This window comes from Paracoccus aminovorans, from assembly GCF_900005615.1.
Taxonomy (GTDB): Bacteria; Pseudomonadota; Alphaproteobacteria; order Rhodobacterales; family Rhodobacteraceae; genus Paracoccus; species Paracoccus aminovorans.
Window position 1 is genome coordinate 335,789 of record NZ_LN832562.1, and the last position, 25,888, is coordinate 361,676.

23 protein-coding genes and 1 pseudogene are annotated in these 25,888 nt (G+C 68.0%); 14 read left to right on the plus strand and 10 right to left on the minus strand.

Annotation, left to right across the window (positions count from 1 at the left end; genetic code table 11):
• The first annotated feature begins 72 nt into the window (after window positions 1–72).
• Both JCM7685_RS17620 and JCM7685_RS17625 read left to right on the plus strand, forming a co-directional pair.
• The gene (locus tag JCM7685_RS17620) at window positions 73–2,133 is read left to right on the plus strand and encodes a TonB-dependent receptor domain-containing protein (RefSeq protein WP_074967542.1); all 2,061 of its coding nucleotides are present in this window, start codon (window positions 73–75) and stop codon (window positions 2,131–2,133) included.
• Between the two features lie 57 nt (window positions 2,134–2,190).
• Window positions 2,191–2,948, plus strand: a protein-coding gene (locus JCM7685_RS17625; protein WP_100526130.1) for an IS5 family transposase whose coding sequence is annotated in 2 segments (ribosomal slippage) — window positions 2,191–2,509 and window positions 2,509–2,948 — 759 coding nt in all. Because the reading frame shifts where the segments join, the coding sequence is not laid out codon by codon here.
• 26 nt (window positions 2,949–2,974) lie between these two features.
• On the opposite strand, the pseudogene JCM7685_RS17630 reads toward JCM7685_RS17625, so the two are convergent.
• The 3 genes and pseudogenes from JCM7685_RS17630 to JCM7685_RS19705 all read right to left on the minus strand — a co-directional run bounded on the left by JCM7685_RS17630 (window position 2,975) and on the right by JCM7685_RS19705 (window position 5,898).
• Window positions 2,975–3,734: pseudogene (locus JCM7685_RS17630) on the minus strand (IS5 family transposase).
• Window positions 3,735–3,973: 239 nt separating this feature from the next.
• Entirely contained in the window at window positions 3,974–5,674 is a 1,701-nt protein-coding gene (locus JCM7685_RS17635; RefSeq protein WP_074970365.1) for an ABC transporter ATP-binding protein, read from the minus strand.
• A 23-nt stretch (window positions 5,675–5,697) separates the two neighbouring features.
• Window positions 5,698–5,898, minus strand: coding sequence for a hypothetical protein (locus tag JCM7685_RS19705; protein WP_139218131.1), 201 nt, complete (start codon window positions 5,896–5,898; stop codon window positions 5,698–5,700).
• Between the two features lie 874 nt (window positions 5,899–6,772).
• Here JCM7685_RS19705 and JCM7685_RS17640 point away from each other — a divergent pair.
• Complete coding sequence (locus tag JCM7685_RS17640; protein ID WP_074970368.1) at window positions 6,773–8,662, plus strand: AfsR/SARP family transcriptional regulator; 1,890 nt, start codon at window positions 6,773–6,775, stop codon at window positions 8,660–8,662.
• 314 nt (window positions 8,663–8,976) lie between these two features.
• On the opposite strand, the gene JCM7685_RS17645 is transcribed toward JCM7685_RS17640, so the two are convergent.
• Genes JCM7685_RS17645 through JCM7685_RS17655 form a run of 3 tightly spaced genes read right to left on the minus strand, consistent with a single transcriptional unit; the run spans window position 8,977 to window position 12,085 of the window.
• Complete coding sequence (locus tag JCM7685_RS17645) at window positions 8,977–9,702, minus strand: hypothetical protein (RefSeq protein ID WP_074970312.1); 726 nt, start codon at window positions 9,700–9,702, stop codon at window positions 8,977–8,979.
• Between the two features lie 11 nt (window positions 9,703–9,713).
• Window positions 9,714–11,159 (minus strand): peroxidase family protein, encoded by a 1,446-nt coding sequence (locus JCM7685_RS17650; protein WP_074970314.1) that lies wholly within the window; start codon window positions 11,157–11,159, stop codon window positions 9,714–9,716.
• A gap of 53 nt (window positions 11,160–11,212) precedes the next feature.
• Window positions 11,213–12,085: a YcaO-like family protein gene (locus JCM7685_RS17655; RefSeq protein ID WP_074970316.1), complete on the minus strand. Its 873-nt coding sequence runs from the start codon at window positions 12,083–12,085 to the stop codon at window positions 11,213–11,215.
• 156 nt (window positions 12,086–12,241) lie between these two features.
• Between JCM7685_RS17655 and JCM7685_RS17660 the strand changes: the two genes are divergently transcribed.
• The 8 genes from JCM7685_RS17660 (at window position 12,242) to JCM7685_RS17690 (ending at window position 19,044) form a co-directional block, all read left to right on the plus strand.
• Window positions 12,242–12,538 carry a zinc ribbon domain-containing protein YjdM gene (locus JCM7685_RS17660; protein WP_074970318.1) on the plus strand — a complete coding sequence of 99 codons (297 nt, stop codon included), beginning with the start codon at window positions 12,242–12,244 and terminating at the stop codon, window positions 12,536–12,538.
• 68 nt (window positions 12,539–12,606) lie between these two features.
• Window positions 12,607–13,281 carry a DUF2270 domain-containing protein gene (locus tag JCM7685_RS17665; RefSeq protein WP_074970320.1) on the plus strand — a complete coding sequence of 225 codons (675 nt, stop codon included), beginning with the start codon at window positions 12,607–12,609 and terminating at the stop codon, window positions 13,279–13,281.
• Window positions 13,282–13,346: 65 nt separating this feature from the next.
• Window positions 13,347–13,523 carry a hypothetical protein gene (locus JCM7685_RS19945; RefSeq protein ID WP_170848975.1) on the plus strand — a complete coding sequence of 59 codons (177 nt, stop codon included), beginning with the start codon at window positions 13,347–13,349 and terminating at the stop codon, window positions 13,521–13,523.
• Window positions 13,524–13,790: 267 nt separating this feature from the next.
• Complete coding sequence (locus JCM7685_RS17670; RefSeq protein ID WP_074970322.1) at window positions 13,791–15,395, plus strand: ABC transporter substrate-binding protein; 1,605 nt, start codon at window positions 13,791–13,793, stop codon at window positions 15,393–15,395.
• 69 nt (window positions 15,396–15,464) lie between these two features.
• Window positions 15,465–16,472 (plus strand): ABC transporter permease subunit, encoded by a 1,008-nt coding sequence (locus JCM7685_RS17675; RefSeq protein WP_074970324.1) that lies wholly within the window; start codon window positions 15,465–15,467, stop codon window positions 16,470–16,472.
• On the plus strand, window positions 16,469–17,371 hold the full coding sequence (locus tag JCM7685_RS17680; protein ID WP_074970326.1) for an ABC transporter permease subunit: 903 nt from the start codon (window positions 16,469–16,471) through the stop codon (window positions 17,369–17,371). Before JCM7685_RS17675 ends, JCM7685_RS17680 begins: the two co-directional genes overlap by 4 nt.
• A 3-nt stretch (window positions 17,372–17,374) precedes the next feature.
• Complete coding sequence (locus JCM7685_RS17685; protein ID WP_074970328.1) at window positions 17,375–18,211, plus strand: ABC transporter ATP-binding protein; 837 nt, start codon at window positions 17,375–17,377, stop codon at window positions 18,209–18,211.
• Window positions 18,208–19,044: an ATP-binding cassette domain-containing protein gene (locus JCM7685_RS17690; RefSeq protein ID WP_074970330.1), complete on the plus strand. Its 837-nt coding sequence runs from the start codon at window positions 18,208–18,210 to the stop codon at window positions 19,042–19,044. The genes JCM7685_RS17685 and JCM7685_RS17690 overlap by 4 nt, the downstream gene beginning before the upstream one ends.
• Window positions 19,045–19,137: 93 nt before the next feature.
• Here the strand turns inward: JCM7685_RS17690 and JCM7685_RS17695 are convergent, their stop codons facing one another.
• Together JCM7685_RS17695 and JCM7685_RS17700 are read right to left on the minus strand one after the other, a co-directional pair.
• Entirely contained in the window at window positions 19,138–20,139 is a 1,002-nt protein-coding gene (locus tag JCM7685_RS17695) for a lysine-2,3-aminomutase-like protein (RefSeq protein ID WP_074970332.1), read from the minus strand.
• Window positions 20,140–20,591: 452 nt separating this feature from the next.
• Window positions 20,592–21,335 carry a calcium-binding protein gene (locus tag JCM7685_RS17700; RefSeq protein ID WP_231964751.1) on the minus strand — a complete coding sequence of 248 codons (744 nt, stop codon included), beginning with the start codon at window positions 21,333–21,335 and terminating at the stop codon, window positions 20,592–20,594.
• A 243-nt stretch (window positions 21,336–21,578) separates the two neighbouring features.
• Between JCM7685_RS17700 and JCM7685_RS17705 the strand changes: the two genes are divergently transcribed.
• The 3 genes from JCM7685_RS17705 to JCM7685_RS17715 are packed head-to-tail and all read left to right on the plus strand — an operon-like array spanning window position 21,579 to window position 23,907.
• Window positions 21,579–21,890, plus strand: a complete 312-nt coding sequence (locus JCM7685_RS17705) for a PepSY domain-containing protein (RefSeq protein ID WP_074970334.1) — start codon at window positions 21,579–21,581, stop codon at window positions 21,888–21,890.
• Entirely contained in the window at window positions 21,890–22,567 is a 678-nt protein-coding gene (locus tag JCM7685_RS17710; protein WP_074970336.1) for a response regulator transcription factor, read from the plus strand. Before JCM7685_RS17705 ends, JCM7685_RS17710 begins: the two co-directional genes overlap by 1 nt.
• The gene (locus JCM7685_RS17715; protein ID WP_074970338.1) at window positions 22,564–23,907 is read left to right on the plus strand and encodes a sensor histidine kinase; all 1,344 of its coding nucleotides are present in this window, start codon (window positions 22,564–22,566) and stop codon (window positions 23,905–23,907) included. Before JCM7685_RS17710 ends, JCM7685_RS17715 begins: the two co-directional genes overlap by 4 nt.
• 55 nt (window positions 23,908–23,962) lie before the next feature.
• Here JCM7685_RS17715 and panC read toward each other — a convergent pair whose 3' ends face one another.
• Both panC and panB read right to left on the minus strand, forming a co-directional pair.
• On the minus strand, window positions 23,963–24,808 hold the full coding sequence (gene panC / locus JCM7685_RS17720) for a pantoate--beta-alanine ligase (protein WP_074970340.1): 846 nt from the start codon (window positions 24,806–24,808) through the stop codon (window positions 23,963–23,965).
• Complete coding sequence (panB, locus tag JCM7685_RS17725; RefSeq protein WP_074970342.1) at window positions 24,805–25,635, minus strand: 3-methyl-2-oxobutanoate hydroxymethyltransferase; 831 nt, start codon at window positions 25,633–25,635, stop codon at window positions 24,805–24,807. Before panB ends, panC begins: the two co-directional genes overlap by 4 nt.
• Window positions 25,636–25,888: the final 253 nt, after the last annotated feature.

Consider the following 25,888-nt stretch of genomic DNA (forward strand, 5'->3'; position numbering starts at 1 on the left):
AATAAATTAGGCCGCGCAAGATGCCAGCCCCCGGGCCAGCCGGAAACTTTTCCCGTCTGTCCACGAGGAACCATGACACGCCATCCGCTTTGCGGCGCGCTGCTTGCCGGCTCGACCTGCCTGACCGTCCTGACGCTTTGGACCCCGCTGCTGGCGCAGGACGCCGCGCCGCAAACCTTCGTGCTGGACCAGCTGGTGCTGCGCGCCGGCAAGCCCAAGGTCGCCTCCGAGGTGCCGCAATCCGTCTCGGTGGTGGACAGCCAGCAGCTCGACGACATCGAGGCGACCCATATCGGCGAGGTGCTGTCGACCGTGCCGGGCGTCGCCGGCGTCGGCTCGGGCAGCTTCTTCGGTCAGGGTTTCAACATCCGCGGCTTCGGTTCGTCCAGCGCCGCCGCCTCCGAGGCCGGCATCGTCCAGCTGATCGACGGCGAGAAGAAATACTACGAATCCTATCGCCAGGGCGCGCTGTTCGTCGAACCGGACTTCCTGCGCCAGGTCGAGGTGCTGCGGGGCCCCGGCTCGTCCACGCTCTACGGCTCGGGCGCGCTCGGCGGCGTGATCGCCATGGAGACCATCGAGGCCAGCGACCTGATCGCCCCGGGCAAGAGCTTCGGCGGCAAGGCCAAGCTCGGCTATGCCTCGAACCCGGACACCGTGCTGGGCAGCGTCGCGCTCGGCTGGCGCCCGGCCGAGGATTTCGAGGCCATGGCCGCCTTCGCCTGGCGCAAGCTGGGCGACACCAAGGACGCCGACGGCAACACCACGGTGCGCGCGAATTCCAGGACGCCCAACCTGCTGCTGAAGGCGAAGAAGAGCTTCGGCGACCAATATGTCGCCTTCTCCTACCAGCATCTCGAGGCCAAGGGCGACGACCAGGACTTCAACCAGCTGGAAGGCGCGCAGGCCGGGCTCTTCCCGGGCTTCCCCGGCTGGGGCGTCGGCGACATCACCACCCGCGACCAGACCGCGCGGCTGATCTGGGGCTGGAACCCGCAGGACAACCGTTATGTCGACCTGACGGCGACGCTGTCCTATACCAACACGCTCAAGGACGTGCGGCAGGGCGACGACCCGGACGAGCCGATCATGGAGTCGCTTCTGGGCGCGCGCGACTACCGACTGTGGAAATTCAAGCTACGCAACGTCGCGGACCTGTCGGGCGCCGGCTACGACCATCACCTGACCACCGGTGCCGAGGTGCTGAAGCAGGACCGCTCCTCCAGCGTGCCGTCAAGCTCGCACCCCGAGGCCTATACGCGCAGCTGGGGCGCCTATGCGCTGTCCGAGCTGACCTGGGGCAATCTGACGGTCAACTCCGGCTTGCGCTATGAAAAGCAGCGGACCGAGCCGAAGTCCTCGGTCACGGTGACCGACGACGACTACAACTCGGAATCGATCGAACCGCAGGTCGCCGCCATCTACCGGCTGAACGACAGCCTGTCGGTCTTTGGCTCGGTAGCCTTCGTGAACCGCATGCCGACGGTGGACGAGCTCTACGACAGCTTCATGGGCGGCGCGCCCTCGGGCGACCTGAAGGACGAGAAGGGCAAGAACATCGAGCTGGGCCTATCCTATCGCGGCAGCGGCGTGCTGGCCGCGGATGACGAAGCGGTGGTCAAGATCACGCTGTTCCGCAACCATATCGACGACATGATCGTGCGCACCAACGCGCCGGCGCCGACGCCGGCCTATGTCAACATCGACCGCGCCTATCTGCGCGGCGGCGAGATCGAGGCCAGCTATTCCATCGCGGCCTGGGAACTGGGCGCCGCGGTCTCGGTGGTGAACGGCGAGGACCAGGACGGCGCCGATCTCGACACGCTGCCGAACAACCGGCTGACGCTTTCGGCGATCTGGCAGGCCAGCGACGCCTGGCGCATCGGCCTGCGCAGCACGCTCGCCGCGGGCCGCGACAAGCCGGACGGGGATCGCCGCGCGGGCTATGGCGTGCACGACATCTTCGCGACCTGGAAACCGCAGGGCGGCCAGCTCGAAGGGATCGAGGTCCATATGGGCGTCGACAACGTCACCGACCGCGACTACACGCCCGCGACCTGGCTCACCGGTCCGGCGCCCGGCCGCAACCTCAAGCTCTCGGTCTCGCGCAGCTTCTACGGTCAGGACCCATAAATTCACTTGAGCGCAGTCTAACGTCATGATTCTACCCTCCCGACATGAAGAGGGATGATGGACGAACTTTTCTGGCTGACCGATGCGCAGATGGAGCGGTTACGGCCGTTCTTTCCGAAATCACGAGGCAGGCCGCGCGTTGACGACCGGCGCGTGCCGAGCGGCATAATCTTCATTCAACGCAATGGGTTGATGTGGAAGCACACGCCTGCCGCCTATGGTCCCGCGAAGACGCTCTACAACCGTTGGAAGCGCTGGAGCCGGATGGGGGTGTTTGCCACCATCATGACCGAACTGGCCGGGCAGGCGCAGGAAACCGACACGGTGATGATCGACGCGACACATCTGAAAACGCACCGGACGGCATCGAGCCTGGGGCTCCAAAAGGGGGACGCGGACGGCTGATCGGGCGCACGAAAGGCGGACTGAACTCGAAGCTGCATGTCCTGGCCGATGCGAAGGGCCGTCCGATCCGGATGTTCCTGTCGGCGGGGCAGACCTCGGATTACATCGGGGCGGGGGCGCTCCTGTCCTCCATCCCTCCAGCCGGGGCATTGCTTGCCGACCGGGGCGACGATGCCGACTGGTTTCGCAATGCGCTGATCGACATGGGGATTTCACCCTGTATCCCATCCCGGAAAGCCCGGAAGGTGCCGATCCCACACGACGCCGACCTCTACCGTCAACGCCACAGGATCGAGAACATGTTCGCCAGACTGAAGGACTGGCGTCGGATTGCAACCCGCTATGATCGCTGCCCGATCCTGTTTCTCTCAGCCTGCGCCTTGGCAGTCACCGTCATCTATTGGTTGTGAGTCCTGACTGTAGGTTCTTTGGACATTTACCTGATCCATAGGACGATTGCTGCGATGGTGACGACAGCAAGGTAATTTCTGGCGGTTTTCTCGTATCGTGTGGCGACCCTTCGGAATTGCTTGAGCCTTGAGAAGCAACATTCGATCAACTGCCGTTGTGCGTAGAGATGCCGGTCGAGCGGATACTTGCGGGCGCGCGACGGGTTGTTTGGAATAACGGCGACAGCCCCTTTCTGTGCAACCGTCTCGCGCAGGCGGTCGCTGTCATAGGCGGTGTCGGCCATGATAACCTCGGCGGGCAGGTCTGCGATCAGGGCTTCGGCCTGCGGCGCATCTCCTCGCTGCCCGGCGGTCAGGGTGAAGCGGATCGGGCAGCCAAGGCCCCGGACGGCCATGTGGAGCTTGGTGCTCAGGCCGCCACGGGATCGGCCAAGGGCCTGATCTTCAGCCCCTTTTTTGCACCGGAGGCGTGTTGATGGGCGCGGATGATGGTGCTGTCCACGATCAGGTATTCAAAGTCTGCGTCATCCGACATCGCCGCGAATATCCGCCACCAGATCCCTTGCAGCTCCACCGGCTGAAACGGCGGAACATGCTGTTCCACGACCCGAACACGTCGGGCAGGTCGCGCCACGGCGAACCCGTCCTCACGATCCACAGAACCGCCTCGACGAACATGCGATTGTCGCGCCCGCTGATGCCGCGCGTCCGCTCATCCCCGATGATATGCGCCGAAAGCCGGTCCCATTGCCCGTCCGACAGCACAAGCCGATCCAACACTCCCATCGCAAACCTCCATGCAACGGGAAACTTGAATCACCCCTTCAGACAAAAAGAAATCCCAAGAGTCCAAAGAACCTACGGCGTCCGCAAGCCCCGAACGACCGACGGCCAGCCCAACCCGGCTGGCCGTTCCTTTTTCTCCGCGCGAAGCCTCACCGCTTCTTTGCTCCCCAAATAACCAATTTAGCCAGGCGATGCGCCTGCCGCTTCGCCGTTTCCCACTCGAAACCGCAAGGGTGCCGTCAGCGCGCCAGCCCCGCATAGACCCCGCCCTGGGCAATCAGCCCCTCATGCGGCCCGGTCTCAACGATGCGGCCGCCCGCCATGACGACGATGCGGTCGGCGTGGCGAATGGTCCCCAGCCGATGCGCGATGACCAGCGTGGTGCGCCCCACGGCAAGGGCGTCCAGCGCCGCCTGGATCTCGCGCTCGGTCTGGCTGTCCAGCGCCGAGGTCGCCTCGTCCAGGATCAGGATCGGCGGGTTCTTCAGGAACGCCCGCGCGATCGCCACCCGCTGCTTCTGCCCGCCCGACAGCATCACCCCGCGTTCGCCGACGATGGTGTCCAGCCCCTCGGGCAGGGTCTCGATCATCGGGCCCAGCTGGGCCTGGCGCGCGGCCTGCATGATCTCGGCATCCGTGGCGCCCAGCCGGCCATAGGCGATGTTCTCGCGCAGCGTGCCGCCGAACAGGAACACGTCCTGGCTGACCAGCCCGATCTGGCGGCGCAGGCTGTTCAGCTGCATCCGGTCCAGCGCGATCCCGTCCACGGTGATCCGTCCCGCAGTCGGGTCATAGAAGCGCGGCAGCAGCGCCAGCAGCGTGGTCTTGCCCGCACCCGAAGGGCCGACGAAGGCCACCGTCTCGCCGGCGCGGATGTCGAGGTCGATGCCCTGCAGGATCGGCCGCGTCGCGTCATAGGCGAAGCTCACGCCCTGGAAACGGATGTCGCCGCGCAACGCCGGCGCCGGGATGGCGTCGGGCGCATCGGCGATCTCGGGCTCGGTCGCCAGCAGCTCCTGATAGCGGCGGAAGCCGGCGATGCCGCGCGGATAGGTTTCGATCACCGCGGCGATCTTTTCCAGCGGCCGATAGAAGACGCCGACCAGCACCAGGAAGCCGACGAAGCCGCCGGTCGTCAGCGAGCCCTGCAGCACGAACCAGGCGCCGACCACCATGACCACCACCTGCACCAGCCGCAGCCCCATGTATTGCAGCGCCGAGACCGTGGCCATGATCTTGTAGGCCTCCAGCTTCGTCGCGCGGTAATTTCGGTTGTCGCTGGCGAACAACGCGCTCTCGTGGTGTTCGTTGCCGAAGGCCTGGACGACGCGGACGCCGCCCAGGGCCTCTTCCAGCCGCACGTTGAAATCGCCGACGCGGGCATAGATCGCGCGCCAGGTCTGAGTCATCTTGCCGCCATAGATCACGATCAGCGCCAGCATCGCCGGCACGATCAGCGCCACGATATAGGCCAGCTGCGGATGGATCAGGAACATCAGCGCGAAGGCGCCGATGAAGGTCATCACCGCGATGATCGCATCCTCGGGGCCGTGATGGGCGACCTCGCCGATTTCTTCCAGGTCGCGGGTGACGCGGGCGACCAGCTTGCCGGTGCGGGCGCGGTCGTACCAGCGCCACGACAGCCGCGTCAGGTGGTCGAAGGCGCGGGCGCGCATCTCGGTCTCGATATTGATGCCCAGCTTGTGGCCCCAATAGACCACCACCGCCATCAGCCCCGAGTTCACCAGGTAGAGCAGCAGCAGGCCCACGGCGGCGGCCACGGTCAGCGTCCAGTTGCCCTGCGGCAGCAGGTGGTCGATGAAGCCGGTGATCGCCAGCGGAAAGGCCAGCTCCAGCAGGCCCGAGACGACGGCGCAGCCGAAATCCAGCCAGAAAAGCCCCATCCAGGGCCGGTAATAGGCGAAGAACGCGCGCAGCATGGCCATCCCTTCCGCTTCCCTTTTCAGGCGGGAACGGCGACGGCCTCGCCATTCTCGCGCAGCACCTGCATCGGCAGGCCATAGATCTCGGCCCGCACCTCGGGGCGCATCGGCTCGGCGGCCGAGTTCTGCGCGACCGGCCGCCCTTCGGCGCCGCCAGATGGCTGCAGGACCGCAGGGCATCGTGCAGTGCGGTTACCGCGCCGCGGCGCCGTGCGTGGCACATTCTGCGCAGAAGGAAAAGCGCCTCGACCTGATGCCGGGGTGAAGGGCCCGGACCGGGCCGCACGGAAGCGGCGTTCCGGCGGGTTGTGCGACCAGAATCGCGGGGCCATCTTTCCCTTTCGCCGCCCGTCGGCATATGCATCAGCGGCCCGACGAAGCGCCCCGCCGTGTATGGCCGTGGCGGCAGCATGGTTCTTGGGCCACCGTCGCCATCACAGCCCCAGATGCGCCCTGCGCAGGTCCAGCGCGTTTGGGCGAGCGCGCGGCGCAGCGCCGTCTGCGAAAGCGATGACGACATCCAGGATCGCGGCCTGGGCCGGGATCATTTGCCTCGGGCCTTTTTCCTAGCTGGGATGCCGCCTCATTCAGCAGCGAAAAGGGCGGGATGGACGTCCGCGTAGACCTCGCCCTCAGGCGAGAACGATCCGCGCAGGCCAGCCGCAGCGGCAGAGAATGTATGTCGCGCCGCACTCGCCCGCTGCGACCATGCGATGCCCACAGCCTCGTTCATATTTCCCGGCAGCAGGCGGCCCGGCGGTGTTTCCGCCGTGCCGGGGGAATGGGCCAGCGCGGCAGCGCGTTCCGGCCGCGGCCGGGTGCAAACCCGCATTCCTCGATCAGGCCAAGCACGTCGTCCCCCAATCTGGATTGCCGCGGCCTGGAACAGGAAGGTCTTGCGCCCGTCTTGCTGCAGGCGAATGTCTGGCCCAGAAAGGGCGACGCACCGGATTTTGACACCGCCTCGGCCGTTCGCCGCCGCTGCCGCGTCCGATGCCGCGCCGCAATGGACCGAAGCGGGCGGCTGGGGTATGAGGAAACCTCGTGGTTCTGATGACCGGCGGTTGCGGCCGCGGGTTCTGGCTTGGGGTAAGGATGCAGCTCGCGGACCTGTTGCGGCTTCTTGACGCCCTGCGCCTGCGCAAGGCCCGGGCACTGCTCTATTTCCTTCTCGCCGACCGCGCCCCGGTCCATCGCACCGAAAAGGTCAGCGACCTGTTCTGGCAGCAGTCGGACGAACACAAGGCCTCGGCCTCGTACCGGCAGGCGGTCAAGCATATCCGCCGCGCCATGGCCGAGTTCCCCGGCCTGGCGCTGGAAACCAGCGCCGGCAAGATCGCGCTGCGGTTGCCGCCGGGATTCGTCTTGCAAGAGGCGCTGGCGGCGCGGCTCTCGACCCCCGAATGGGATGCCGACGAGGCCGAACGCGTCCGGCTGCTCATCGACCAGACCGTGCAGCTGGAGGGCACCAGCGCCTCGTTCGACAGCTGGCTGGCGATCACCCGGACCAACCTGCTGGCGGCGGTGCGCCGGGTGCTGGACCGCAGGCTGGCCGAACTGGGCGGCGATCAGCCCGACCGGCAGCGGGCCCTGGCCGAATTCGCCGTCGCGCTGGAGCCCGCGAACGAGAACGCCGCCCGGCTGCTGATGCGGCTGGACTGGCAGGCCGGCCACGCCACCCGCGCCATCGAGCGCTACAACACGCTTTACGCCCATCTCGACGAGGCCTTCGACCAGGAACCCGAGGCCGAGACGGTCGAACTGCTGGCCGCGATCAAGCTGGACCCGGCCGGCGGCGGCCGCCACGCCCAGCCCCGGGATCGCGCGCCGCAGGTCGGCATGTCGGTCGCGCTGCTTCCGGCCGAGGGCCGGGCGCATGAGCTGGAAAGCCTGACCAACGTGCTTTTCGCCGACCTGCGCATGCGCATGGCGCGGTTCCGCGAATGGTCGATCATCGAGGACGGCCCGACGCCGGCGCAGGTGCGCGTCACGCTGCAACCGTTCTATCTGCCGGATGCGCTGCGCTTCTTCGTCGAGGTCAAGCGCGGCGCCGGCGGCCAGCTGGCCTGGTCGGAATGGATCGACCAGCCGCAGACCGACTGGGAGCGCAAGGTGCGCATCCTGCTGTCCAACATCGCCAATGCGCTGTCGGTGGTGGTCTCGGACCGGGCGCTGGCCGATTCCGGCTCGGGCATCTACGACAGCTGGCTGAAGGCGCAGGCACTGCTGGACCGCTGGTCACCCGAGACCGAGGCCGAGGCCTTGGCGATCCTGCGCCGGATCACCGAAGAGGCGCCCCGCTTCGGCGCCGCCCATGCCGAACTGGCGGGGGCGCTGAACGTGCGCCACGTCCTTCTGCCCGGCACCGTCCTGACCGAGGAGCTGAAGCGCGACGCCATGCATCACGCCATCGTCGCGGTGTCCTCGGACCCGCTGGACACGCGCGCGCATCGGGTGCTGGCCTGGTGCTTCTGCCACCTGGGCTATTTCGACCTGGCCGAGTTCCATTTCGACCAGGCGCTGACGCTGAACCGCAACAGCCCGCTGACGCTGGCCTCATGCGCGCTCGGCTTCGCCTTTTCGGGGGACCTGGACAAGGCCGGCGCACTGGCCGCCGAGGCGCGCAGCCATGCCGAGGTGATGGAGCCGTTCCACCAGATCTACCTGGCCGCGGTGGACTATCTGCGCGGCGACCACGGCCTGGCGGCCCGGCAATGCGACGGCCGCGGCGGGCTGATGCCGACCGTCGGCGGCTGGCACGCGGCGGCGCTGTGGCAGATGGGCGAGGCGGAAGCGGCCGCGCGGCGCTACGACGCCTATCTGGCCGAGCTGCGCCTGCAATGGCACGGCCCGCCCCAGCCCAGCGACGCGCAGCTGCTGGACTGGTTCCTGGCGGTCTTTCCGCTGCGGCGCGAGGAATGGCGGCAAGCCCTGCGCGAGACGCTGGAGCAGACCGCCGCCGCCCGCAGCCGCTTTCCCGTCTAGCCCCGGACGGGCCCATGCGGCGGAGCGAACCCAGGGGTGGGCCCGCAATGCGGCTTCGGCATGGCCGAGATGGCTTTTCCCAAGCCGCCGCAGCGGCAAACGGCGCGATCATCGCCGGTGTGGGCCTGAAAAGCTCTTTACCGGCGACCCCCTTTGGCAGGCCGCCGAAAACACCCGTGCAGCGCGACCCGGTCCCGTAACCGGAACCGCGTCGCGCTTCGCAATACGGGCGGACACACCCCTTTCTGGCCGTCACCGATTTCCAGGGTGGCCTCTGCGCCGGCATCCAATAAAAATTCTTTCTTACCAGATTTTTAACGGCACATGTTCGTGGCATAGATCCCGACGGAGCGGTGGAAGGCGCGCCTCGGGCTCGACATGATCTCGTTCTTGACGTCCTTGGCCGGCTGGCCGGCGCCGTCCTTGAACCGGCTGCGGCTGGCGATGGCCTTTTCCATGTGGTCCTCCAGCGCCGATTGCAGGGCCGAGGTCCAGTCCGGGTGGTTCTCGCCGGCGAATTCGCGCACCATCTCCAGGATCTCGGTCTTCATGCTGGCCAGCATCAGCGCCCGGTCCAGCTCATAGGACAGCGGCGGGCGGAAGCCGTCGGCATGGCCCTGCGCGCCAAGCAGCGCGTCGGTGATCGCCAGCGTCTCGTCCGAGGGCACCACCAGGATGCGGGTGTTGCGGTCGGGCTTCTTGCGGCCGCGGCGGCGGGTCTCGAACTCGATGCGGACGGTGGTGCCGTCCAGGATCTGCTGGCGCTCGGCCTCTGTCAGCGCCGCGCCGCCGCTCTGGGTCGAGAAGTCCTGCACCACCAGCGCGCGCCTGATCCGTTCCTCAAGCGCGTCGAGTTCGGCCTTGGGCACGCCGGAGCGGCCGCGCTGGGACAGCTCGACCATCAGCCGGCCGATGAACTCGACGTTCAGGGGCACGCCGTCGGCGCCCTTCTTGTCGGTGATGTTGCCGTCGTCGTGCAGGAAGGCCTCGGCCTGATCGACCTCGGCCCCGATGATGATGTATTTGTTGTTCCCTGTCATGGTGTTCTCCGTCATTCCCGGACGAGGTTGATAAGCTCCAGCATGGTGGCGGGGCGGGGCAGGGCGGCGCTGCGCGGCCCTTCGGCGGCCAGCACCACGCGGCGGATCGACGCCGCGACCGAGCCGCGCAGCAGCGCGCTGCCCAGCGGACCGAAGCCGCCCTGCAAGCCGTGCAGTTGCGCCTCGACCATCAGGAACTGATAGAGCGGCCCCCATTCCAGGACATCCGCGTCCAGGCGGATCGGCGCCTCGGGATGCGCGGCGGCGAAATCGGCGGCCAGCCGTGCGGGCGCCAGCCGTGCCGGCCAATCGCCGGGCAGGGCGGCAACCGCCTCGGCCAGGCAGGCGTTGCCGGGGCGCAGCGATCCGGCCTGCGCCGCCGAATCGGTGTCCAGCGCGATGATCGCCGCTGCCGTGACCGGCGCGCGCAATTCGGGCGCCACGCTGGCCGAGATGCCGCTGGACGGCCCGCCGGGTTTCGCGCCGAAGAACAGCGGCCAGTCGATCTGCCAGTCGGTCTCGGCCTCGCTGACCGCATAGCCGCGCTTGAGCAGCGCGCCCAGGTTGTGCAGCCCCGACCGGCCCAGGTGATAGGCCGCCAGCGGCAGGGCGTGGAAGGCGCGGCAAAGCCCGTGCAGCAGCGTGGTCTCGTCCAGCTCGCAGGCGCGGGGCAGGGCGGGCAGGGCGGCGATCTCGGGGTGCAGGAAGCGGGGCAGCAGGTCCTCGGTCACGATCCGGTGCCAGCAGCGCACGGTATGGGCGCGGGCCAGCACATAGGCGCGGTAAGGCTCCAGCCCGGCGGCCATCAGCGCGCCGGCATTGCGGTTGTGGAACTGCATCCAGGCCACGACCAGCTCGTGCAGCATCAGCGAATCGCGGTTGCGTTCGTCGTAGAGGGCGCGGATGGGCCGGGGATCGGGGTCCGAGACCCCGTTCAGACCGCGTGCATAGATCCGCGCCAGCCGCGCCCCCGGGGTCAGCCGGAACAGCCAGGTCTCGGGGTCGTAGACATGGGCCAGCATCGAGGGGCCGGGGCCGTAGACGGTTTCCAGCGTCAGCGGATTGTCGATCAGGTTGTAGCGCCGCACCGGCTGCACGGGCGCATCCTCGTCCTCGGCGGCACGCGACCAGGGCACGCTGTCGGCCTGCACGCTGCTGCCCATGTCGTGACCCATCAACTGCGCGAGATAGGTGTAGCCCGAGGGGATATGCGCCACCCGCGCCAGGCAGGCGGCCCGCCACTGCGGATCGCTGCGGGTCAGGATCTGCGGCATGCGCTGCGCGATCTCGGCGCGGTCGTCGCGCGCGGCCAGCGGCGAGGCCTCGGCCCCCATGCCGGGCGCCGGGGCGCGGGATGTCCCGGCCCGGCTGGGGGCACCGCGCAGCCCGCTGCGGACCGGCACGCAGCCGAAGGGGCAGCCCATGGGTGTCGCCTGCAGGTCGTTCTCGGCTCTCATCGCCCCTGCGTCCCCCTGTTCCGACTCGTGCCTTGGCGCATGGTCCGGACTCCTCACAAATATGGCAGGCCGGTGGCCTCGGTGAAAAGGGGGCTTGGCGTCCCGGGCCGGCAAAGCCAGACGCTGAATTCGTCGCCGCATTCCGAAATCTCGCGGCACTCCGGCTGCGGCTGGAAATCCCGCACCAGGGCGCAGGGCGCGGCCGGCAGTTCCTCGGCGGCATCGGGAAACAGTCGCGGCGCGTGCAGGGCATAACCGCGGATGCGGGCCCGCACCTCTTGCAAGCCGCTTTCGTCGCCGGTGCCCCGTGCCGCCAGCAGCTCCATCAGGTTCATCTCCATCAGCAGCAGCTCGCGCAGCGCCTTTTCGGCGGCGACGACCGGGTCCTCGTGGCAGCCGAAGCCCAGGATCGGGTCCTGGCCTTCCAGGCTGACGCTGCGGCAGACCATCACGCAGGGTTCGCAGCCGCTGCGGATCTGCCACCAGTCGGTGCGCCGGCGCAGCGCCGCGCCCTGCCGCATCGCATCCAGCCCGGCGGCGATGCCCGCCTGCGCGATCCAGGCCGCCGAGACCGGCGCCGCCGGCTCGTGCCCCAGCCACCAGTCGGCGACGGCGGCGCGCTCGCAGGCCTCGTTGCGGGCGGCCGCGCAGGCCAGCACCGGGTCGGGATGGGCGGCGATGCCGTCGCGCCAGGGATCGAAGCCGCCGCCGCCGCGGCGATGCCGGGCCAGCGCCAGGATTTCCGCGGTCTCGCCCAGGCAGCGGCCGAAGGCCTCGTCGCGGGTGGCGCCGGCGCCGCTGGCGGTGCGGCCGTCCTGGGTCAGGGCCTGCAGGATGACGAGGCCGGGGGCGAAGAAACTTTCGCGCCAGTCATGGCGCTGCCAGCTTGCGGTCAGGTCCTGGCTGCGGCGGCAGAGTTGGTCCATGGTCTTGCGGATGTCCTTTCACGCCTCGGGTTTTTCACAGCCCTAGCGGCGGGGCGTGATTCCGGCGTGAATTCCGACCTGCGGCCCCGAAGGGCGCCAAGGCTTGCCGCAGGCCCGCGGAATTGCTAGCGCGGGGGCGGTCCAGCGCAGAAAGGCATTGCCGTGGCAGATGAGGATTACGTCTATGACGAGGCGAGCGGCGAATGGCGCCCGGCCTCGGAACTGGCCGCCGAGGCGGCGGTGGTCGTGCGCGACGCCGCCGGCAATGCGCTGGCCGACGGCGATTCGGTCACGCTGATCAAAGACCTGAAGGTCAAGGGCACCAGCACGGTGCTGAAGCAGGGCACGGTGATCCGCTCGATCCGACTGACCGAGAATCCCGAAGAGATCGACTGCCGACACGACCAGGTCAAGGGCCTGGTGCTGCGCTGCGAGTTCGTCCGCAAGCGCTGACTGCCGCTTTATCCGGCACTTGCCCAAAGCCGCATCCGCTGCCAAGCTTGCCACGGGGGGACGCGCGGATGGACGGACCGGACAATTGCCGCAAGCCGCTGGATTCGGCCGAGATGGGCGTCATGGCCCATCTCTATCGCGCCGAGATCTATCGCTCGACGATCTGGCGCACGCGGCTGGACACCACCACCAACTGGTCGGTGGTGACCCTGGGCGTGGCGCTGTCGATCACCTATTCCTCGCCCCAGGCCTCGCCGCTGCCGCTGGTGCTGGTCGGCATCCTGATCATCTTCTTCCTGATGCTGGAAGCGCGGCGCTATCGCTATTTCAACGTCTGGCGCGCGCGCTGCCGCTGGATGGAGCTGAATTTCGTCGCGCCCATGCTGAGCGAGGGCGACGTGCGTATGACCACCGGATGGCAGGACCGGCTGGCCGGGGACTATCGCCGGCCCGTCTATCACGTCAGCATGCGCACGGCCATCGGACGGCGCATCCGGCGCAACTATTTCTGGATCCTGCTGATCCAGACCGCCGCCTATCTGGGCAAGCTGGCGGTGCATCCGACCGCGCTGGAACGGCCGGGCCAGTTGCTGGAACGCGCGGCCATCGGTCCCATCCCCGGCTGGATGGTGCTCGGCATCGGCGGCGCCTATTGCCTGACCTGGGGCGCGGTCGCGATCTGGAGCCTGCGCCAGGACGAGGCCCGAGCCAAGCACCGCCGCGACCCGCTGGGCATGGGCTGACCCTGCCGGCAATCCCGGGCCGCAAGGGCATGGCATCCGCCCCCGGGCTGCGCTAGCCTGTCGCCATGCTGGTCGATCCCCGCCACCCGTTCTTTCGCCGCCTGTGGGTCCGCGTGCTTTGCGTGCTGCTGCCACTGGCCTGGGCCGGGGTGGAACTGGCTGCGGGCAGCCCGCTCTGGGCGCTGCTTTTCGCGGCGGCGGGGCTCTATCTGGCGGTGACACTGCTGGTCCCGCGCCGGTGACACCGCGGCCCGGCCGCGCCGGAGATGCCCAGAATCATCCCGCTGCCCGACCCGACCGAGGTTGCGGTCGCGGCCGTCGCGCGGCGGAACCGGCCGGCCCGGTTTGTGCGTGACGGACAAAATGCCGGAAACCGGCGGTCATTCCGGACGTTTCGTCGCGTCACCGCGAAAGAACGCCGATAAATCCCGGCACGGCCCTTGACCTGTCAGGCAGATTCGTTTGCATCAGGGAACAGCGATAACAAATCGTCCAGTATGGGAGGCACGATGTCGTTCTTTTCCACCCGCCTGCTTGCGGCCTCGGCACTGGCGCTTGCCGCCGCGACGCCGCTCAGTGCGAAGACCTTCGTCTATTGCTCGGAGGGCTCGCCCGAAGGCTTCGACCCCGCCCCCTATACCTCGGGGACGACCTTCGACGCCTCGGGCCATGCGGTCTACAACCGCCTGGTGCAGTTCAAGCCCGGCACCACCGAGGTCGAGCCGGCGCTCGCCGAGACCTGGGACGTCAGCGAGGACGGGCTGGAATACACCTTCCACCTGCGCCAGGGCGTGAAATTCCACGCGAACGACAAGTTCACCCCCAGCCGCGACTTCAACGCCGACGACGTGATCTTCACCTTCGAGCGCCAGGCCAAGGCCGACCATCCCTGGCACGAATACATCCCCGGCGTGACCTACGAATATTATTCCTCGATGGAGATGGACAAGCTGATCAAGTCCATCGAGAAGATCGACGACCATACGGTGAAATTCACCCTGAACCAGCCCGAGGCGCCGTTCATCGCCAATGTGGCGATGCCCTTCGTGTCGATCCTGTCCAAGGAATACGCCGACGCCCTGGACGCCGCCGGCACCCGCGAGGACCTGAACAACGCGCCCATCGGCACCGGCCCCTTCAAGTTCGTCGCCTATCAGAAGGACGCCGTGATCCGCTACCAGAAGAACGCCGACTATTGGGGCGAGGCGCCCAAGATCGACGACCTGGTCTTTGCCATCACCCCCGACGCCTCGGTGCGGCTGCAAAAGCTCAAGGCCGGCGAATGCCACCTGATGCCCTATCCCGCGCCCGCCGACCTGGCCGAGATCAAGGCCGACCCCAATCTCAAGATGGACGAGCAGGCCGGGCTGAACGTGGGTTATCTGGCCTATAACACCACCGTCGCGCCCTTCGACAAGCCCGAGGTGCGCAAGGCGCTGAACATGGCCATCGACAAGAAGGCCATCGTCGATGCGGTCTACCAAGGCAGCGCGGTGGTCGCCAAGAACCCGATCCCGCCGACGATGTGGGGCTATAACGACGCCATCGAGGACGACAAATACGACCCCGAGGCCGCCAAGGCCGCGTTGGAGGCCGCCGGCGTCAAGGACCTGTCGATGGAGGTCTGGGCGATGCCGGTGCAGCGCCCCTATATGCCCAACGCCCGCCGCACCGCCGAGCTGATCCAGAACGATTTCTCGAAGATCGGCGTCAAGGTCGACATCGTCAGCTACGAATGGGGCGAATACCTGAAGAAATCCATGGAAGAGGGCCGCAAGGGCGCCGTCATCCTGGGCTGGACCGGCGACAACGGCGACCCGGACAACTTCCTGTCGGTGCTGCTCAGCTGCGCCGCGGCCACCCCCGGCGGGGCGAACCGCGCCTATTGGTGCGACAAGGAATTCTCGGACATCCTCGCCAAGGCCAAGGCCAGCTCCGACCATGACGAGCGGGTCAAGCTTTACGAAGAGGCGCAGGTCATCTTCAAGAAGGCCGAGCCCTGGGCCACGCTGGCGCATTCGACGCAATACGTGCCGATGCGCAAGGACGTGACCGGTTTCGTGCAGTCGCCTCTGGGGGACTACACGTTTGAAAACGTCGATCTGGCCGAGTAACGCCCGGCTTTCTCGACAGCGGCCGTGCCGGGGTCCTGCCCCCGCGCGGCCCTTTTGGATCAAGGTCCGATGCTGAAATTCATTCTCTCCAAGCTGCTTTACCTGATCCCCACCATGCTGGGGATCACGCTGGTGGCCTTCGGCTTCATCCGGCTGCTGCCCGGCGACCCGGTGCTGCTGATGGCCGGCGAGCGCGGCGTCTCGCCCGAGCGTTACGCCCAGATCGCGGCGCAGCTTGGCTATGACAAGCCGATCTGGCAGCAGTACCTGCAGTATCTCGGCAACCTGCTTCAGGGCGACCTGGGCAATTCGCTGGTGACGAAAAAGCCGGTGCTGACCGAGTTCCTGGCCCTTTTCCCGGCCACGGTCGAACTGGGCCTTTGCGCCATCGTCATCGCCACGGCGGTGGGCGTGCCGGTGGGCGTAATCGCGGCGATCAAGCGCGGCAGTTGGTTCGACCAGATCTCGATGACCGGAGCGCTGATCGGGTTCTCCATGCCGATCTTCTGGTGGGGGCTTTTGCTGATCATCCTGTTTTCCGGCGTGCTGGGCTGGACGCCGGTGTCGGGCCGCATCTCGCTGATATATTTCTTCCCACAGGTCACCGGCTTCATGCTGATCGACAGCCTGATCTCGGGCGACAAGGGTGCCTTCGCCTCGGCCGTCAGCCACCTGATCCTGCCCTCGATCGTGCTGGCGACCATCCCGCTGGCAGTGATCGCGCGCCAGACCCGTTCCGCCATGCTGGAAGTGATGGGCGAGGATTACGTCCGCACCGCCCGCGCCAAGGGCCTGTCGCCGCGGCGCGTGATCGGGGTTCATGCGCTGCGCAATGCGATGATTCCGGTCATCACCACCATCGGGTTGCAGATCGGGGTGCTGATGGCCGGCACCATCCTGACCGAAACGATCTTTTCCTGGCCCGGCATCGGCAAGTGGATGATCGATTCCATCAGCCGTCGCGACTATCCGGTGGTGCAGTCGGGCCTGCTGCTGATCGCCGGCATCGTGATGATCGTGAACCTGATCGTCGACCTGACCTATGGTCTCATCAACCCGAGGATCCGGCACAAATGACCGATACCACCGTGAAACTCTCGGATGCGGCCATCCGGCGCCGGCAGATCAAGGAGTTCTGGTTCTATTTCAGCCAGAACCGGGGCGCCGTGATCGGGCTCGTGGTCTTCGTGCTCTTGGTGCTGACCGCGTTCCTCGCGCCGCTGCTGGCGCCGCACGATCCGACGCAGCAATACCGCGACGCGCTGCTGGTGCCGCCGATCTGGCAGGAGGGCGGCCGGGCCGGCTTCCTGCTGGGCACCGACGCCGTCGGCCGGGACATGCTGTCGCGGCTGATCTATGGCGCGCAATATTCGCTGTTCATCGGCATCGTCGTCGTCGCCATCGCCCTGACCGGCGGCATCATCATCGGGCTGATCGCCGGCTTCTATGGCGGCTGGATGGACAGCGTCATCATGCGGGTGATGGACGTGGTGCTGGCCTTCCCCTCGCTCTTGCTGGCGCTGGTGCTGGTCGCCATCCTGGGGCCGGGGCTGACCAATGCGATGATCGCCATCGCCATCGTCTACCAGCCGCATTTCGCCCGCCTGACCCGCGCCGCGGTGATGGGCGAGAAGGCGCGCGAATATGTCGCCGCCGCCAAGGTGGCCGGGGCCTCGAACCTGCGGCTGATGTTCAGGACCATCCTGCCCAACTGCCTGGCGCCGCTGATCGTGCAGGCGACGCTTTCGTTCAGTTCAGCGGTTCTCGACAGCGCGGCGCTGGGTTTCCTCGGCATGGGCGCACAGCCGCCGGCCTCGGAATGGGGCACCATGCTGGCCGAGGCGCGCGAGTTCATCCTGCGCGCCTGGTGGGTCGTCACCTTCCCCGGCCTCGCCATCCTGGTCTCGGTGCTGGCGATCAACCTGATGGGCGACGGTCTGCGCGACGCGCTCGACCCGAAACTGAAACGGAGCTGAGCCATGGCCTTGCTGACAATCCGCAACCTGACCGTGCGCTTCGCCACCTCGACAGGCAGCTTCACCGCCGTGGACGGCATCGACGTGACCGTCGACAAGGGCGAGGTGCTGGCCATCGTGGGCGAATCCGGCTCGGGCAAGTCGGTCTCGATGCTGGCGGCGATGGGCCTTTTGCCCGACACCGCCCAGGTGACCGCCGATGAAATGACCTTCGACGGCAAGGACCTGCTCAGGATGACCCCGCGCCAGCGCCGCCGCGTCATCGGGCGCGAGATCACCATGATCTTCCAGGAACCCGTCGCCTCGCTGAACCCCAGCTTCACCACCGGCTACCAGATCGAGGAGGTGCTGCGCTTCAACGCCGGCTTGTCGAAACGCGCGGCGCGCGCCCGCGCGCTGGACCTGTTCCGTCAGGTCGGCATACCCGACCCCGAGGAAAAGCTGAAATCCTATCCGCATCAGATGTCCGGGGGCCAATGCCAGCGGGTGATGATCGCCATGGCCATCGCCACGGGCCCGCGCCTGCTGATCGCCGACGAGCCGACGACGGCGCTGGACGTGACCATCCAGAAGCAGATCCTGGACCTGCTGATGAAGTTGCAGGAACAGACCGGCATGGCGCTGATCCTGATCACCCATGACATGGGCGTGGTGGCGGAAACCGCCGACCGGGTGCAGGTGCAATACAAGGGCCGCAAGATGGAGGAAGCCGACGTGCTGTCGCTGTTCGAGGCGCCGAAACACCCCTATACCCGGGCGCTGCTCTCGGCTCTGCCGGAAAACGCCACCGGCGACCGCCTGCCCACCGTGGGCTCGTTCCTCGAGGAGGCCGCGAAATGAGCGTGGTTCAGGGCAAGAACATCATCCGCGACTATCACATCCCCGGCTCGCTGACCCGCCGCGCGCGCGAAGTCCGCGCGGTCAAGGGCATCAGCTTTTCCGTGGATCGCGGCAAGACGCTGGCCATCGTCGGCGAATCCGGCTCGGGCAAATCGACGCTGGCGCGGATCATCGCGCTGATCGACCCCGCGACTTCGGGCGAGCTGCTGATCGAAGGCAAGCCGGTCGACATCGCCAAGGGCCTGACGCGCGAGATGCGCTCCAAGGTGCAGATGGTGTTCCAGAACCCCTATGGCTCGCTGAACCCGCGCCAGAAGATCGGCGACGTGCTAATGGAGCCGCTTCTGCTGAACACCGACACCCCCGCCGCCGAACGCCGCCGCCGGGCCGAGGAGATGCTGGTCAAGGTCGGGCTGCCGGCCGAGCATTTCAACCGCTATCCGCATATGTTCTCGGGCGGGCAGCGCCAGCGCATCGCCATCGCCCGGGCCTTGATGCTGAACCCGACGCTCTTGGTGCTGGACGAGCCGGTCTCGGCCCTGGACCTGTCGGTGCAGGCGCAGGTGCTGAACCTTTTGGCCGACCTGCAAGAGGAATACGACCTCGCCTATGTCTTCATCAGCCACGACCTGTCGGTGGTGCGCTACATCGCCGACGACGTTCTGGTCATGCACAAGGGCGAGGCGGTCGAACAGGGCACGCGCGAGGCGGTCTTTGCCGCGCCCTCGCACCCCTATACCCGCGAACTTTTCGCCGCGACCCCGGTCACCGACATCGAGGCTATCCGCCAGCGCGTCGCCCGCCGTCAGGCCTTGCGCGCCGCCACGGCCTGACCCTGCCCGAAGGCGGGGCCGAACGCTCCGCGCCGGGCTTCTTTGTTCCAGAAATACTCTCGGGGGGTCCGGGGGGCGAAGCGCGCCCAGCCCTCAACCCTGCGGATCGCAATAATCGTGCCAGTTTCCGCGCCAGTCGCGGATGCGCCAGCGGCCGCCGCCTTCGGCCACCGCATCGCCCGATTCCAGCCCGACCTTGCCATGTCCGCCCGGCAGGTCCAGCACATAGCGCGGCAGCGCCGTACCCGAGATCCGGCCGCGCAAGCCCGCCATGATCGCCAGCCCTTCGGCGATGGTGGTGCGGAAATGCCCGGTCCCGCGCGCCAGGTCGCAATGATGCAGGTAATAGGGTTTGACCCGGTTGCGCAGCAGTGCCCGGAACAGCTCCTCAAGCACCGCGGGATCGGCGTTCACTCCGCGCAACAGCACCGTCTGCGACAGAAGCGGCAGCCCGGCATCGGCCAGCCGCGCCAAGGCGGCCCGCGCTTCGTCGGTCAGTTCCGCCGCATGGTTGGTATGGATCACCACCCAGACCGCCAGCCGCCCGGGGCGTAGCGCCGCCAGCATGGCGTCGTCGATGCGCTGCGGCGCCACCACGGGAATCCGGGTATGAAAACGCGCCATGTCGACATGCGGGATCGCTTCCAGCCGCGCCAGCAGCGCCGCGATCCGCCGCGCCGACAGCACCATCGGGTCGCCGCCGGTCAGGATCACCTCGCGGATCGCCGGGGTGCGGGCAATGTAATCCAGGGCGGCCGCCAGCTCGGTCTCGGGCAGGTTGCCCTCTTCGCCCACCACCTCGCGGCGGAAGCAGAAGCGGCAATAGACCTCGCAGGTGCGGGTCACATGCAGGATGACGCGGTCGGGATAGCGGTGGGTCAGGCCCGGCGCCGGGCTGAAGGCCGCGTCGCCGATGGGATCGGCCAGTTCCTCGGGGCGGGTCACCAACTCGTGCGCATCGGGCACGAATTGCGCCGCGACGCCGGGCGCGGCCGCGACGCGCTGCATGGCCGCAGTCATGCGGATGCGAAAACCGGCTGCGACCTGTTCCAGCACCCCGGCCTCGGCCGCATCGACCAGCCCGGCATCGACCATGCCGGAGACCGAGGTGATCGGGCGGGGCTTCGGAACGGACACGGGCTCTCGCAGATTGCCTAAAACCGGGTTATCGGCCCAAGCCGGTGTCTTGGCAAGGCCAGTTCAGGGCAAGCGGAGGCTGGGGTCGTCGCCGAGCGCCCTGAACGCAGGTCGGGAGCATATCTGCGCCGCTTGCAGCCGTGCCGCGGCCCGTTCCCGGGTGAAGTGGGACGGGCTCCAAAGTATCAACGGATTATTTCCGGGATCTGATCCGCACTGTCGAAACCCCGGCCCGGCGGCAAAAAAGCGGCCTCCCGGGCATGGCGAGCACTTCGCGAAACAAGGACGGACTGGCCTGCGTTGCGATCCGATGGGCAGAGTTCGCCGCGCGCCCTTCTCAGCACGGTCAGCAACCAGAAGCCGCCGCGCCTTTGCGGACGCGGCGACGGACCGGGCAGGAAAGACCCGGATCAGAAGGTGAAATCGCCCATGTCCAGCTGGCTCAGCTGCATGTCGCGGATCGTGACCGTGGTATCGGCCGAAAGCCGCAGCACCACGTCGCCGTCGATCTGCCGGGCATTGTCGATCACCTGCTGCACCTGGGCGCGGCTGAAATCGTCGAGGTCCAGCCGATCGGTGCCGTTCTGGAAATCGCGGATCACGTCGGCGCCATGGCCACGCTCGAACTCGAACACATCGGCGCCGGCGCCGCCCCAAAGCTGGTCGTTGCCGCGGCCTCCGTCCAGCGTGTCGCGACCGGCGCCGCCCTGCATCATGTCGTTGCCGTCATCGCCCTCCAGATCGTCGTTGCCCTCGCCGCCGTACAGCGTGTCGTTGCCGTGGCCGCCTTCCAGATCGTCATTGCCAAGGCCGCCGAACAGCCGGTCGTTGCCGGCACCGCCCTCCAGCTCGTCGTCGCCGAGCCCGCCCGACAGCCAGTCGTTGCCGGCGCCACCTTCGATCTCGTCATTGCCGGCGCCACCCCACAGGGTGTCGTTGCCGTTGTCGCCGAACAGGTCGTCGTGGCCGTCGCCCCCGAAGATCACGTCGTAGCCGTCGCCGCCGCGGACGGTGTCGTTGCCGCCGCCGCCATACAGGCTGTCGGCGCCGCCGAGGCCGCGGATCAGGTCGTTCCCGTTCAGCCCGGCGATCCAGTCGGCGGCATTGGTGCCGGTCAGGACGTCGGCGAAATTGGTTCCGGTCTTGCGTGCCATGGTCATTGTCCTTCGTGCATGGGGGCGGGCAGCGACTGCCCGGAGGCCCGGTGAGGGTCGCGGCCCGAATGCCGCAACCGGAATGACTCGACGGATGCCACAGCGCGGCTGACAGCATTCTGACCCGGCCTGTCAGCCTTCTGTCAGGCGCCGCGGAATCGGCGGCATTCCGCCGATTCCGCGGCGGCAGGCCGGGACGGACCTGTCAGTCCGCTGTCAGAAGTTCCAGGCTATGAAGGCGAAATGAAACAGCTTCTCCTTCTGCCCCTGGTCCTGGCGCTGCCGCTTGCCGCGGCGAGGGCGCAGGATGTCTCGGCTCCCGATTACGAATTCGCCCGCGATGCCGTCGCGCGGGGCCAGATCCTGTCCCTTGCCGAGGTGCTTGCCAGGTTGCAGCATTCGCATCCGGGCCGGGTGGTCGAGGTCGAGCTTGAGCGGGACGATGACATGCTGATCTACGAGGTCGAGATGGTAACTGCCGACGGCCGGCTGATCGAGATCGAGATCGACGCCGCCACCGGCCGCATCATCGACCTGGACGAGGATCCCAGCTGATGCGCGCCCTCGTCGTCGAGGACGACCCCCGCATCTCGGCCGACCTCGAGCGCGCGCTGAAGGCGGCCGGCTTCCTGGTCGAATCCGTGGCCGACGGCGAGAGCGCCTGGTTCCGCGGCGGCACCGAGAATTACGACCTGATCGTGCTGGACCTGAACCTGCCACGCCTGGACGGGCTGACGGTGCTGAAGCGCTGGCGGGCCGAGGGCTGCGAAAGTCCGGTGCTGATCCTGACCGCGCGCGGCGCCTGGACCGAACGGGTCGAGGGCATCGACGCCGGCGCCGACGACTACCTTCCCAAGCCCTTCCGCATGGAAGAGCTGATCGCCCGGGCCCGCGCCCTGGTGCGCCGCGCAGGCGGGCGTGGCAACGCCACGCAGCAGGTCGGCCGGCTGACCGTGGACCTGAACCGGATGACCGCCGCCATCGACGGCATTCCGGTGCCGGTGACGCCGCTGGAGTTCCGGCTGGTGTCCTATCTGGCGCTGAACCGCGACCGCACGGTGCCGCCGACCGAGCTGCTGGAACATCTCTACGGCGACGACGACTCGCGCGAGACGAATGCGGTCGAGGCCATCGTCACCCGCCTGCGCCGCAAGCTGGGCCCCGGTGTGATCGGCACCCGGCGCGGCTTTGGCTACCACCTGGAAGGCGGCGCGCCGGCGGGTGCGGCGTGATCCGTTCCATCCGCTGGCGGCTGGTGCTGGCGGCGGGACTCGCCATCGCGCTGGCGCTGGCGCTGTCGGGCCTGGGCCTGTCGGTGCTGTTCGAGCGCCATGTCGAGCGCGTCGCCGCCGCCGACCTGCAAGCCCGGGCCCTGGCCCTTGTCGCCATGGTCGAGCCCGGCCGCGCCGCGGGTCCCGCCCTGCGTCCGCCGCCCGAGGATCCGCTTTATGACCAGCCCTTCTCGGGTCATTATTGGCAGGTGATGCTGGGTGACGAGATGCGCCGCTCGCGCTCGCTCTGGGATTATACGCTGCCCACGACAGAGGCCGCGCCGGCTCCGGGACAAAGCCGGGTGCGGGTGCTGCCCGGCCCGCGCGGCGAGGACCTGCTGGCGGTCGAGCAAAGCCTGTCGGTCGGGCAGGGCGCCCGGGCGGTGCCGCTGCGCATCCTGGTGGCCGAGGATCGCAGCCAGCTGGCGCTGGCGAAACAGGGCTTCCTGGGCGATTTTCTGCCCTATCTGGCGCTGCTGGGGGCGGCGCTGGTGCTGGCCAGCTGGGTGCAGATCACCGTCGGGCTGCGGCCGCTGGCCCAGGTCGGCGCCCGCGTCGCCGGCCTGGTTTCGGGCGCGCGGCCGCGCATCGGCCTGGATCTGCCGACCGAGGTGATCCCGCTTGCCACACAGATCGACCGCCTGCTGGACGCCCGGGACGAGGAACTCGGCCGCGCCCGCGCCCGCGCCGCCAATCTGGCCCATGGCTTCAAGACGCCGCTGCAGGCGCTTCTGGGCGATGCCGCGCAGTTGCGTGGCCGCGGCGAGGCCGAGATCGCCCGCAGCATCGAAACCATCGCGACCGAGATGCGCCGCCATGTCGACCGCGAACTGGCCCGCGCCCGCATCCAGACCCAGCACCCGCCCGCGGGCGCCGCCCCCGGGCCGATCGCAGCCAAGCTGATCGGCGTATTGCGGCGCACGCCCAAGGGCGCCGAACTCGACTGGCGGCTCGACGCCCCGCCGGGTCCCCTGGCCCGCATCGACTCCGGCGACCTGACCGAGGCGATGGGCGCGCTGATGGAAAACGCCATGCGCCACGCCCGCGACAGCGTCCGGGTCTCGGTGGGCCTCGATACCGGCCGCGTGGTGATCGCCATCCGCGACGACGGCCCCGGCGTGCCCGAGCCGCATCTGGCGGCGCTGACCCGGCGCGGCCTCAGCCTGGATCCCTCGGGCGAGGGGCAGGGCATCGGCCTTGCCGTGGTCTCGGACATCGCCGACGCCGCGCAGGGCGAGCTGCGCCTGCTGAACGCCGATCCCGGATTCCTGGCCGAACTGCGCTTCGACGCGCTGCCCTGATCACCTTCGCCGCTTTTCGGATACCCCGGCGGCGGTGCTGCCGAGGCGCACCCGGTCAGGGCAGCGCCACCGCGACATTGTCGATCAGCCGCACCCCGTCCAGCCAGGCCGCGACCAGCAGCCGCGCCGGCCGGCCGCGCTGCGCCGGCCCCAGCGTCTCGCCGTCGCGCAGCTCCAGATATTCGACCGGGCCGATGCCCTTGGCCTCAAGCCCCGCCCGGGCCGCCTCCAGAACGGCGCCGGGCGTCTCGCCGGCCTCGATCCGCCCCGCCGCCGCGAACAGCGCCTGCGGCAGCGCCGCGGCGCGGGCGCGGGCATCGGGCGCCAGGCGCTGATTGCGCGAGGACAGCGCCAGCCCGTCCTCGGCCCGCACGCAGGGGCAGGGCACGATCTCGGCCGGTAGTTTCAGATCCGCGACCAGCCGGCGCACCAGCTGCAACTGCTGCCAGTCCTTCTCGCCGAAATAGGCGCGGTCGGCCTGGGTCATGTTCAGCAGGATCGCGACCACGGTCGCCACGCCGTCGAAATGGCCGGGCCGATGCGTGCCCTCCAGCGGCGCGGTCACGCCGGAAACCGAAATCACCGTGGCATGGTCCGGCGGATAGACCTCGGCCCCCTCGGGCACGAACAGCGCATCGACCCCCAGCGGGGCCAGCAGCGCGGCGTCGGCATGTTCGGTGCGGGGATATTTGGCGAAATCCTCGGCATTGTTGAACTGGCGCGGGTTCACGAACAGGGTCACGATCACCCGGTCGCAGCCGGCTTTCGCAGCGCGGACCAGGCTCAGGTGGCCGTCATGCAGGGCGCCCATGGTCGGAACGATGCCGATGCTTTCGCCGGCGGCCTTCCAGGCGCGGATCCTGCCGCGCAGATCGGCCAGCGGCCGGACGATGGCGGTCATTCCGGGTTGCCCTCGCCGAAGACATGTTCGGGACCGGGGAAGGCGCGGGCGCGCACCTCGTCGGCATAGGCGGCGATGCCGGCCTCGGCGCTGGCGCCCAGCTCGGCATAGCGCTTGACGAATTTGGGCCGGAATTCCGAGAACAGACCCAGCATGTCGTCGATGACCAGCACCTGCCCGTCGCAATCCACGCCGGCGCCGATGCCGATGGTCGGCACCGCGATCTCTTGCGTGATGCGCCGGCCCAGGGCTGCGGGCAGTTTCTCCAGCACCACGGCGAAAGCCCCGGCATCGGCCAGCGTCCCGGCATCGACCAGGATGCGGTCGGCCTCGTGATGGCTGCGGCCCTGCACCTTGTAGCCGCCCAGCGTGTTCACCGATTGCGGCGTCAGCCCGACATGACCCATGACCGGGATGCCCCGCGCCACCAGAAAGGCCACGGTTTCGGCCATGTGCCGCCCGCCCTCCAGCTTGACCGCCTGGCAGCCGGTCTCGGCCATCAGCCGCGCCGCGTTGCGGAAGGCCTGTTCGGGGCCTTCCTCATAGCTGCCGAAGGGCATGTCGACGACGATGCAGGCCCGGCTGCTGCCCCGCGCCACCGCCTTGCCGTGCAGGATCATCATCTCCATGGTCACGCCCAGGGTCGAGGGCAGGCCGTGCAGCACCATCCCCACGCTGTCGCCGACCAGCGCCACGTCGCAATGCGCGTCCACCAGCTGGGCCATCGGCGTGGTATAGGCGGTCAGGCAGACCACGGGCTCGACGCCCTTGCGGGCACGGATGTCGCCTGGGCTCAAGCGGCCCTTGCGTTCGGGGGTGGCACTCATGTCTTTCCTCCCTGGTCCACGGCCGGTGCCGGAATATTGGATTCGCACCCGGTTGTCTCGCAATAAATGGGCCGCCGCCACCCGGCGGGAGGGGCGGTTCGAGAGAAATTCTATAATTTCCTTGCGAAATAAATTGTTTGCAGAGCAATCCAACAATCCCGTAGGGAATATAGGGCCTGCCTTTGGTTCACTTGTCAGCACGGAGCAGAGCTGCGCCAGACAAATGCCAATAAAATATATTGATATATTTCAA